Origin of the sequence: Kitasatospora sp. NPDC093102, from assembly GCF_040683915.1 — a bacterium.
Classification (GTDB): domain Bacteria; phylum Actinomycetota; class Actinomycetes; order Streptomycetales; family Streptomycetaceae; genus Kitasatospora.
Window position 1 is genome coordinate 1 of the sequence record NZ_JBFBFA010000090.1, and the last position, 10,281, is coordinate 10,281.

The 10,281-nt window shown below is 72.6% G+C and carries 8 protein-coding genes; 2 read left to right on the forward strand and 6 right to left on the reverse strand.

Annotated features, from left to right (window positions below; all coding sequences use genetic code 11):
• Window positions 1–110: 110 nt before the first annotated feature.
• Window positions 111–629, reverse strand: a complete 519-nt coding sequence (locus AB0O11_RS38340) for an SgcJ/EcaC family oxidoreductase (RefSeq protein WP_363396963.1) — start codon at window positions 627–629, stop codon at window positions 111–113.
• A gap of 323 nt (window positions 630–952) precedes the next feature.
• Window positions 953–1,888: a zinc-binding dehydrogenase gene (locus AB0O11_RS38345; protein WP_363396966.1), complete on the reverse strand. Its 936-nt coding sequence runs from the start codon at window positions 1,886–1,888 to the stop codon at window positions 953–955.
• A gap of 192 nt (window positions 1,889–2,080) precedes the next feature.
• On the opposite strand from AB0O11_RS38345, the gene AB0O11_RS38350 reads away from it, so the two are divergent.
• Both AB0O11_RS38350 and AB0O11_RS38355 read left to right on the forward strand, forming a co-directional pair.
• Window positions 2,081–3,112, forward strand: a complete 1,032-nt coding sequence (locus AB0O11_RS38350) for an alcohol dehydrogenase (RefSeq protein WP_363396969.1) — start codon at window positions 2,081–2,083, stop codon at window positions 3,110–3,112.
• Window positions 3,113–3,221: 109 nt separating this feature from the next.
• Entirely contained in the window at window positions 3,222–3,527 is a 306-nt protein-coding gene (locus AB0O11_RS38355) for a YciI family protein (RefSeq protein WP_363396972.1), read from the forward strand.
• A 96-nt stretch (window positions 3,528–3,623) separates the two neighbouring features.
• Here AB0O11_RS38355 and AB0O11_RS38360 read toward each other — a convergent pair whose 3' ends face one another.
• The 4 genes from AB0O11_RS38360 to AB0O11_RS38375 all read right to left on the reverse strand — a co-directional run bounded on the left by AB0O11_RS38360 (window position 3,624) and on the right by AB0O11_RS38375 (window position 9,622).
• The gene (locus tag AB0O11_RS38360; RefSeq protein ID WP_363396975.1) at window positions 3,624–4,715 is read right to left on the reverse strand and encodes a PP2C family protein-serine/threonine phosphatase; all 1,092 of its coding nucleotides are present in this window, start codon (window positions 4,713–4,715) and stop codon (window positions 3,624–3,626) included.
• Window positions 4,716–4,908: 193 nt separating this feature from the next.
• Entirely contained in the window at window positions 4,909–7,488 is a 2,580-nt protein-coding gene (locus tag AB0O11_RS38365) for a SpoIIE family protein phosphatase (protein ID WP_363396978.1), read from the reverse strand.
• Window positions 7,489–7,830: 342 nt separating this feature from the next.
• Window positions 7,831–9,276 carry an NADP-dependent phosphogluconate dehydrogenase gene (gene gndA / locus AB0O11_RS38370; protein WP_363396981.1) on the reverse strand — a complete coding sequence of 482 codons (1,446 nt, stop codon included), beginning with the start codon at window positions 9,274–9,276 and terminating at the stop codon, window positions 7,831–7,833.
• An 82-nt stretch (window positions 9,277–9,358) separates the two neighbouring features.
• Window positions 9,359–9,622, reverse strand: coding sequence for a hypothetical protein (locus AB0O11_RS38375; protein ID WP_363396984.1), 264 nt, complete (start codon window positions 9,620–9,622; stop codon window positions 9,359–9,361).
• Window positions 9,623–10,281: the final 659 nt, after the last annotated feature.

Consider the following 10,281-nt stretch of genomic DNA (forward strand, 5'->3'; position numbering starts at 1 on the left):
CCGGACAGGGACCACCGGAGTGACCCACGAGGGCCTGTGCCCGCGCGAACGCGCGGACACAGGCCCTCGTGCCGCTTCCCGGCCGTCCGGAACAATGCGGGATAGCCGGATCAGCCCGGAGAAGGCAGGACCGAGGAATGGTGGTTGAGGATCAGCCACCTGCCTCCACGCAGCTCGTAGACGAAGGTGTAGCGGGCGTCGACCGTGGACTTGCCGCCGTTCTTGTCGGTCAGCGTGAACTGGTAGAGGCCCGTGTCGACGGCGCTCGTGCGGTCCAGGACGGTGATGAACCGCTCTTGGATCTTTCCGACGGGCTTGCTCGCCAGGAACTTCGTGAAGTAGTCGACGATCCCGGCGCGACTGGTACGGATGTCGGAGACGGTCGGCAGCAACACGGCGTCGGGAGCGTAGAGGTCCGCGACCCGGTTCGGGTCGCCGGTGGCCAAAGCTGCGTTCCACTTGTCGAACAGGGCTGCGATCTGTTGTTCGGTGGGGAGTTGGGCGGTACTCACCGCGACACTGCGCGTAGCGGGAAGCTGGGCGCCGCTTGCGGTCCCGCACGTCGCCCCCGTTCCCGTGAGCAGAACGGTGGCGGTAAGGGCGGCCGCTGCACAGTACCTGCGTCTCATGAACACCTCCTGCGTCGCCGGTGGTCCATCAGACGGACACGCCCAGCGTCTCTCGGCAGAGCTGCCCATGCACCTCGGAGCGACGGGGAAGCGACCACGTACCGATCGACTTCTGCGATCCGCTCTTCCTCGGAGAGCGGCCCGCCGTGCCGTAGGCGGCCCGACCGGAGGTGTCGCCGACCCGACGGAGTGCCAGATCCGTCAGGCCCGGTAGGCGCTGTGTGCGTTCGCCATGCACACCCACGCGCAGCGGTACCGCGCGAAGCGTGGTAGGAACTCCCGGCGTTCACGCCGGTGCGGGCCGTGCGCCGGCCGTGCGCCGGTCACGGGGTGAGCACCAGCTTCGCGGGGGCTCCCCGCCGCTGCTGCTCCCAGGCGGTGGCGACGTCCGCGAGCGGGAGCGCCTTCGTGTCGACGGAGATCTTCCCTTCAGCGGCCTGCTCGGTCAGGTTCCGGTAGGCGGTGCGGAGTGCGTCGAGGGGGACGTCCGTGATCGTGAAGCTGAGGATCTGCAGAGCGTTGTAGCGCAGCATCGGCGCGGGCAGTTCGATCGTGGCTGCGGCGGAGTTGCCGATCTGGACGTGGCGAGCGCCGCGCGAGACCGCTTGCAGGGCCGCCAGGGCGGGCTCACCCCACAGTGCGTCGATGACGACGTCGATCCCGTGTGATCCGGCCGCCGTGCGGAAGGCGGCTGGGAGATTCGTGCCGGCGTCGACCACGACGGTGGCGTCCGCGCCCCGCTCGCGCGCGCGACGCAGCCGGTCCGGGTCGCGGCCGGCGGCGATCACGTGCGAGGCGCCCTGTGCCTTGGCCGCCTGCACCGCCACCGACCCCAACGCCCCGCTCGCGCCCAGCACCAGCACCGACTCGCCCGGCTGTAGCCCGGCCCGCCAGCTCAGGGCGCACCAGGCCGCCAGCCCGGTGTGGCCGAGCGCCGCCGCGGTCACGTCGTCCACACCCTCGGCGAGGTCCAGCAGGTTCGCCTCCGGCGCCACGGTCCGCTCGGCCCACGATCCGTAGGGGGACACCGGAGCGTCGAAGTACACGCGGCGCCCGTCGGCCGTCCGCCCGACCCCGTCGGACCCGGCCACGTAGGGGAACACGGGTACGCCGTACGCACCGGAGGCCTTCTCCAGGTCGAGGTGGTGTACGCCGGCCGCGGTCACCTCCACCACGACCTGGCCCTCCTTGGCCTGCGGGTCGGCGAAGTCACCGAGCTGGGGCGCGGCCCCTTCCTCGACAAGGACGGCAGCTCTCATGAGCCGACCGTAACGGTCGCCCGCGGGCTCACGGGCGACCGCCTGCGCCACACAGGTGACCCCGGGCCGACCACCCCGCGACCGAGGCGATCGACGCCGACGGCCCGAGCCGGTCCCGGCGAGCGTGACCAGGCCGGAGCTGGTCTGCTGATGGTGAGAGCTGTTCGTGCCGGTGCACCGGGAGGAATCCGGATGAGTACCCACCGAGTGGCACAGGTCGCCTCCGCCGGCGGGCCGTTCGAGATCGTCGAGCGTGACGTGCCGCGGCCGGGCCCCGGGCACGTACGGATCGCCGTGGAGGCCTGCGGAATCTGCCACGGCGACGCCATGTTCGTGAACGCCGGGCTGCCGGGCCTCCGGTTTCCGCTGGTCCCCGGGCACGAGATCGCCGGGCGCATCGAGGAGCTCGGCGAGGGAACGCAGAGCACCGGTTGGCGGGTGGGCGACCGCGTCGCGGTGGGCTGGTTCGGAGGCAGCTGCGGGCACTGCGCCGCCTGCCGGCGGGGCGACCTCATCCTGTGCCTGAACCTGAAGGTTCCCGGCGGGGCGTACGACGGTGGCTACGCCGAGGAGGTGGTGGTGCCGGCCGATGCCCTGGCCCGGATCCCCGACGCGCTGGCGGCCGTCGATGCCGCGCCGATGGCCTGCGCCGGGGTGACCACGTACAACGGGCTGCGGACGAGCTCCGCACGGCCGGGCGACCTCGTCGCCGTACTCGGCATCGGCGGCCTCGGCCACCTCGGTGTGCAGTACGCGGCCGCCATGGGCTTCGAGACCGTGGCCATCGCCCGCGGCGCCGACAAGGCCGACTACGCCAAGCAGCTCGGCGCGCACCACTACATCGACAGCACGGCCGGCACGCCCGTCGCGGAGGCGCTGCAGTCCCTCGGCGGCGCCCGGGTCGTCCTGGCCACCGCCGCGAACTCCGCCGCCATCACGGCGACCGTGGACGGGCTGTCCCACCGGGGTGAACTGGTGGTCATCGGCGCGGACACCGAGCCGTTGGGGATCGCCCCGGTCCAGCTGCTCATGCGCGCCCGGACCGTCCGCGGCCACCCGGCCGGCAGCGCGCAGGACATCCAGGACACCCTGGCGTTCAGCGCCCTGCAGGGAATCCGCCCGATGGTCGAGACCGCGCCGCTCGACCGGGCCGACGAGGCGTACCACAGGATGCTCCGCGGTGCCGCCCGCTTCCGCATGGTGCTCACCACCGGGACGGGGTGACGGGAGAGCGTCAGGCCGCCCCGGGCCGCAGGCTTGGTCGGCGCGCCGCCGCCGGCCCGACCGCTGCCTCTGCGCGACCGGTCGGTCACCCAGCGCTATGATTTTGATCATGTTCATTCTTGAGCTGACCTACACCGCGCCGCTTGAGCGCATCGAAGCGGCCCACCCCGAGCACGTTGCCTGGCTCGACTCGAACTACGAATCCGGCGTCTTCATCGCATCGGGCCCCAAGGACCCCCGCGACGGTGCGGTCATCGTGGCGGTCGGTGTCGACCGGGCGCAGATCGAGGACATCACCAAGAGCGACCCGTACTCGGTGGCGGGGCTGGCCGAGTACACCGTCACGAACTTCCGCGCGATGAGGACGTCGCCGGCGCTGGAGGAGTACCGGCACCAACCGCCGGCGCCCCGGTAGTCGCCAGAACCGCCCCGGTGGTCGCCCGTGCCCCTCGTGGTGGCGACGCCCGGGAGAGGGGTACGCGGGCCCGCGTCGACGGAGTCGATGAACCGGTCACCGCTCCCGGCGGACGGCGAGCAGGGCCGCGTCGTCCGTCAGCCCGGAGCCGACGTACGCCCGCACGTCCAGCAGCAGCTCGTCCAGCAGGGCGTCCGGCTCCCCGTGCGGCAGGGCGGCCAGGCGCTGGGCGAGCGGGTAGAACCGGTTCGCCGCGTCCCGGGCCTCGGCCACGCCATCCGTGTAGAGCAGCAGCAGGTCGCCGCGGTCGAAGGCGAGCGACTCGGCGTGGTAGTCCCCGCCGACCAGGCCGAGCAGCGCCAGCGGCGGTGCGTCGACGGACGGCTCCACCGTGCTGACCTGACCGTCATGGCAGAGCAGCGGCGGCGGGTGCCCGCAGTTGACCACGACCGCCGGCCCCGGTGTGTCGGGGATGCTGACCAGGACCGCTGTGACGAACTCCTCGCTCGCCGGACGACGGACGAGCGCCGAGTCCAGCCGCCTGGCCACCTCCGCCAGATCCGGCTCGGCCCGCGCGGCCTCACGGAACACCCCCAGCACGTCGGCCGCGGTCTCCACCGCGGCCAAGCCCTTGCCGCACACGTCGCCGAGGAACAACCGCACCCCGTACGCGGTCGGCATCACCTCGTACAGATCCCCGCCGATCCGTGCCTCGGCCTCCGCCGCCACATAGCGCACCGCGACCGCCAGCGGCCCCATCCGCCGGGGCACCAGGCGCAGCAGGGCACGCTGCGCGGCCTCGGCGACCGTGTGGACCCTGACCAGTTCCCGCTCCTGGGCCGTCACCACCACGACGTTGGCGCAGCTGAAGAAGGTGACCATGACCACTGCGGCCGCCGCGGTCGCCATCACGACCCGGGGCACGGTGGAGTCGTAGAGCGCCATGGCGACGACGAGCGCGCCGGCGACCACCCCGGCCGCCAGCGGGACGGTGGCCCGGCGGGTGCCCACACCGGCCAGTACGGGGAGGGCGGCGAGGATCGGGGCGAACGTGACACCGGGCCCGCTGACGAAGTCCAGCGCCACCGTGATCGCGACCAGCACATAGCCGCCGATCGTGACCCGGTGCGACCACCTGGGCAGGAATCGCGGCGAACGCCACGCCCTCGTGTTCGAGACATCAGCCACCGGACTGCCCTTCTGACCCGCTCGTCCCCACAGCCGCGTCGTTCCCCCACTCCACAGTTAAGCGCCTCTCCTCTCGCGGATCGACCGGCAGCGCCGCATCGGCACCTCCGGCCCGCCCGATGCGGCCCGCGCCTCGGAGCCGGACGCGCTCGGCGTGATCCGTTCGGGGAACGCCGATGCCCGGTCGCCGTCGTCAGTCCTCGTCGGGCAGGGCCTGCTCGGTCCAGATGGTCTTGCCGTCCTCGGTGTAGCGGGTGCCCCAGCGCTCGGTGATCTGGGCGATGATGTACAGGCCGCGCCCGCCCTCGTCGTCCCGGGCGGCGTGGCGCAGGTGCGGCGAGGTGTGCCCGGTGTCGGAGATCTCGCAGATCAGGCTGCGGTCCCGGATCAGCCGGACCCGGACCGGCCCGGGGGCGTACCGGATCGCGTTGGTGACCAGCTCGCTGACGATCAGCTCGGTGGTGAACGCGAGCTCCGCCAGGCCCCATGCGTCCAGCCGGTCGATGGCCAGGCGACGCGCCCGGGCGACCGTCGCCGGGTCGGGCGCCAGCTCCCAGTCGGCGACCTGCCCGGCGTCGAGCCGGCGGGTGCGGACCAGCAGCAGGACGGCGTCGTCGTCCACCGGCCCGGGCAGCAGGGTCGCCAGCGCCTCGTCGCACAGGCTCTCCAGCGGCCGGCGCAGTCCGGCCAGCGTCTCGGCGAGCCCGCGCCGGCCGTCGACGGCCTCCACCAGGCCGTCCGTGTACAGGGCGATCAGGCTGCCGGCCGGCAGGTCCAGCTCGGCACGCTGGAACGGCGGGCCGCCCAGCCCCAGCGGCCGCCCGGCCGGCAGCTCCGCGTAGCGGACGCCGCCCGCGGGGTCGGCCACGGCGGGCGGCGCGTGGCCCGCCCGGGCCAGGCTGCACCGGCCGTCGACCGGGTCGTACACCGCGTACAGGCAGGTCACACCGCCGCCGCGCGGGCTGCCCGGGCTGTCCTCGCGCACCACGTCGTCCAGGCGGGCGAGCAGTTCGTCCGGATCCAGGTCCAGCCGGGCCAGCACCCGGACGCCGACCCGCAGCCGGCCCATCGCGGCGGCGGCCCGCAGGCCGTGGCCGAGCACCTCGCCGACCACCAGGCCGACCCGGCTGCCGGACAGCGGGATGACGTCGTACCAGTCCCCGCCCACCCCGGAGCGGGTGTCGGCCGGCAGGTAGCGGCTGGCCGACTCGACCGCGCTCAGCGCCGGCAGCCGGTGCGGCAGCAGGCTGCGTTGCAGCCGCAGTGCCGCGGTGTGCTCCCGGGTGACCAACGGCATCAGCGCCGCGCCGATCAGCAGCGCGCCCAGCCCCAGTACGGTCACCCCGCCGACCTGGCCGAGCAGCGGCAGCCGGACGGAGGTCTCGCCGTAGCCGGGGGCGGCGTAGACGTGGAAGGCGGCGTAGCAGAACAGGAACAGCATGATCAGCCCGCCGATCCCGGGCAGCACGCCCTTGAACAGCAGGTCCCGGCGGCTGCGGGTGAGCACCCGGCGGTAGTACCAGACGCAGGCGAAGCCGGTCAGGCCGTAGTAGAAGGCGATCGCCAGGCCCACCGAGCCGATGGAGTCGGCCAGCACGTTGCGGCTGACCGAGGTGAGCAGCACCAGGAAGGCGATCGACACCAGCCCCATGCCGACGGTCGACCAGGTCGGGGTCAGGAACCGGCGGTGCAGCCGGGCGAAGCCGGACGGCACGGCCTTGTGCGCGGCCATCGAGAAGACGGTGCGGGCGGTCGGCAGGATGGTGGTCTGGGCGGAGGCGACCGCCGAGGTCAGCACCATCAGGATCAGCAGTTTGGTGAGCGCGTGGCCCAGCCCGGCGGTGCCGAACACCGCCCCGCCGAGGCCGGAGAGCACGTCTCCGGAGTTGTCCGGGTTGGCCAGCCCGATGCCCGTGGTACCGACCCCGGCGAAGGCCTGCGCCGAGGTGGCGACCAGACCGTAGATGACCAGCAGCAGCACGGTGGACAGCACGGCGGCCCGCCCGGGGGTGTGCCGGCTGTCCGCGGTCTCCTCGTTGACGGTGAGCGCGGTGTCCCACCCCCAGTAGATGAACACCGCGGCGAGCACCCCGGTGGTCAGCGCCTGGGGGGAGGGGACGTGCAGCGGATTGAACCAGGAGGCGGAGATGTGCACCGCGGTCGGCGGGCCGCCGGTGTAGACCTTGACCAGGGCGGTGACGGCGAGAAGCAGCAGGACCGCGACCTCCAGGCAGAGCAGCCAGCGCTGCACGGCCGCCGACACCCCGATGCCCACGTAGCAGACCGCCGTCATCAGGGCGATCCAGACCACCCCGGCCACGGTGGTCCACATTCGGCTGGTCGCCAGCGACCCCAGCCCGACCAGCCGGAAGCCGTAGATGCCGGCGATCTCGGCCAGGTTCGCCATCCCGATCACGTCGGCGACGATCAGGCCCCAGCCGCCCATCCAGCCGGCCCGTGGGCCGAATGCGCGGGTGGCCCAGGTGAAGGTCGTCCCGCAGTCGGCGTCGACGGCGTTCAGCTCCCGGTAGGCGTACGCGATCAACAGCGTCGGCACGAACGCCAGCATGGTGATGATGGGGGCCTGCAGGCCCACCCCGGCCACGATCACTCCGAGCGTCGCCGCCAGGCTGTACGCCGGCCCGGTCGAGGAGATCCCGATCGCCACCGACGAGAACAGCCCCAGGGCGCCCGATCTGAGCCCCTTCTCACCGGGGCCGGGCCCGGGTGCGAGCGGCGTGGCGGACTCGGCGGGGCGAGGGAAGCTCTTCACATCCAGTTACCCACTCCGCGTCTCGCGGCGGCAAGCCTTGCGATCACCATTCTCCCCGCCGGCCGGGAGGGCCGCCAGACGGGCTCGGCGACATGTTCGGCCGGGTCCGGATGGACAACCTCGGCTTCGCGGTCTTTGCGGTCTTCGCGGGCGCCTCGCTCGCCCTCTCCCTCGACCCGCTGCGCTGCGCGGCGGCCCCGGCGCCCTGTGGCTCATCGGCTTGCGCATCGTGCAGGCGGTCGGCGGGTCCATGCTGCCGCAGACCAGGGCGCATCGACTGGCTCGGCAACCTCGCCCTCACCGCGGGAGCCGGCGCCCTCCTCGCCTCGGCTGGACCAACCATCAGCGCTTTTCCTCCGGGCGGCCCTCGGCCTCCCAGCGGGTGTGGAAGGTCCCGTCCCGGTCGACCCGGCGGTAGGTGTGCGCGCCGAAGAAGTCCCGCTGTCCCTGCACCAGTGCGGCCGGAAGGCGCTCCGCCCGCAGGCTGTCGTAGTAGGCGAGCGCGGTTGCGAAGCCGGCGGCGGGCACCCCCAGCTGGGCCGCCACCGAGACGACCCGTCGCCACGCCGACTGCGCGGAGCCGAGCGCCTCCCGGAAGTGCGCGTCGGTCAGCAGCGTGGGAAGCTCCCGCTGCGCCTCGTACGCGGCTCGGATCCGGTCCAGGAACCGAGCCCTGATGATGCAACCGCCGCGCCAGATCGCGGCCATCTCGCCGGGGTCGATCTGCCAGGAGTACTCCGCGCTGCCGGCCTGGATCTGGTCGAAGCCCTGGGCGTAGGCCACCATCTTGGAGGCGTACAGAGCCTGCTCGACGTCGTCCGCGAACCGGTCCGCCGCCGCGCTGTCGAGCCACGTCTCGGCGGGGCCGGGCAGCCCCCGTCCGGCCTGCCGGAGCGGCACGCTGCCGGACAGCGCCCGGGCGAAGACCGCCTCGGCGATCCCGCTCACGGGCACGCCGAGCTCCAGCGCGCTCTGGACCGTCCAGCGGCCGGTGCCCTTCTGCTCGGCCCGGTCCAGCACGACGTCGACGAAGGGCTTCCCGGTCGCCGCATCGGTGTGGGCGAGGACCTCGGCGGTGATCTCGATCAGGTAGGACTCCAGGCGCCCGGTGTTCCAGGTCCGGAAGACCTCGGCGATTGCGTCGGGCTGCAGTCCCGCTCCGTGCCGCAGCAGGTCGTACGCCTCGGCGATGAGCTGCATGTCGGCGTACTCGATCCCGTTGTGGACCATCTTGACGAAGTGACCGGCGCCGTCCGGTCCGACATGGGTGCAGCAGGGCTTGCCGTCGACCTTGGCCGCGATGTCCTCCAGCAACGGCCCCAGGACCCGGTAGGCCTCCGGTGTACCGCCGGGCATGATGCTCGGCCCCTCCAGCGCGCCCTGCTCACCACCGGAGATCCCGCTGCCCACGAAGTGCAGTCCGCGTTCCCGCAGGGCCGCCTCCCGCCTCCTGGTGTCGAGGAAGTGCGCGTTCCCGCCGTCCACCACCACGTCGCCCTCGTCGAGCAGTGGCACCAGCTCGTCGATGACCGCGTCGGTCGGCGCCCCGGCCTTGACCATGATCACGATCAGACGGGGGCGTTCCAGGGCCGCGACGAACTCCTCCGTGGTCCCGGCGGCCACGAACTCGCCCTCATGCCCGAATTCCTTCATCAGCGCCGTGGTCCGCGCCTGCGTGCGGTTGTGCACAGCCACGCGGTACCCGTGGCGGGCGAAGTTCCTGGCCAGATTGCGGCCCATCACGGCCAGTCCGGTGACGCCGATCCGGGCAGGTGACCGCTCGGTCATGACGGGGATCTCCAAAGGTCTCGGGGGCCTGGGGCTGTCGGGATCGAAGACGTCGGGTGTGGGTACGCCCGTCGCCCTGTCCCTACTCCGCGGAGAGCGCGAGGATCTCGTCCTCGGGAAGCTCGACGTACTCCTGCCCCTCCACCGTGATCTCCGATCCGGAGAGCCTGTTGAAGAGGATCTTCTCGCCGACCTTGACGTCCACCGGGTGCGGCTTGCCGCTCCCCAGCTGTCGGCCGGGCCCTACCGCCACCACCTCGCCCTTCCACGTCACCGGGTCCTGCGGGGTCGGGCCCCCGATCGGCTTGACGATCAGGTGATCGTGCTTCGGGTGGAAGTCGGGCATGGCATGGTCCTCTCGCGTAGGCACCCGCGGCGCAGCCGGGGCCGTCCCCCACACATCGATTCTGCCGAGGTTCGGGGTTTCCGCACCCGGACGGAAGCGGGGGAGCGGGGCCCGTCACGAGCCGTGGGCCGGGACGAGCGGGTCCGGCGTGTCGCTGCCGACGGACTCGCCGGTGCGGGCGGTGCGGGTGGCGCCGGGGATCCGGACGGCGCTGTCGACGAGGAGGTCCTCCCTCCTCGTCGGCGCCGGTTTCCCGGCCCGGGCGCGAGCGCGTCGAGCCGGCTGTGCCGGGGGAGTGGTGGCGTGTGTGACACGGGCCTCAGTCCGGGGGGATCGCCTGCACCCAGAGCATCGGTGCGAGTTCGGCCAGTGACCGACAAACCGGACAAACTATGACATAAACCGTGAGCCCACTCACACGGAAAAAGGTCCACGACGGACGATAGTGGCCGCCCGTCGACCCCGCCCGCGGGCCCGGCCGCGACATCTGCGCAGCTCAGCACGTTGGCCGGCCGGGCAGCCGGCCCCTGCGGATCGACGCCGGCAAGCCGTGAACACGACGGTGGGTCGTAGCGAGGGGGTCTTGTCGATGGGCGGCCCCACCTGGCAACAATTGCTGCATCGAGCCACTCCGGCACCTGTCCCGCCGGTGAACGGCC

Coding starts and splice junctions, on each gene's coding strand:
- AB0O11_RS38340 (WP_363396963.1), bottom strand. CDS start 629: ATGAGACGCAGGTACTGTGCAGCGGCCGCCCTTACCGCCACCGTTCTG.
- AB0O11_RS38345 (WP_363396966.1), bottom strand. CDS start 1,888: ATGAGAGCTGCCGTCCTTGTCGAGGAAGGGGCCGCGCCCCAGCTCGGT.
- AB0O11_RS38350 (WP_363396969.1), top strand. CDS start 2,081: ATGAGTACCCACCGAGTGGCACAGGTCGCCTCCGCCGGCGGGCCGTTC.
- AB0O11_RS38355 (WP_363396972.1), top strand. CDS start 3,222: ATGTTCATTCTTGAGCTGACCTACACCGCGCCGCTTGAGCGCATCGAA.
- gndA (WP_363396981.1), bottom strand. CDS start 9,276: ATGACCGAGCGGTCACCTGCCCGGATCGGCGTCACCGGACTGGCCGTG.
- AB0O11_RS38375 (WP_363396984.1), bottom strand. CDS start 9,622: ATGCCCGACTTCCACCCGAAGCACGATCACCTGATCGTCAAGCCGATC.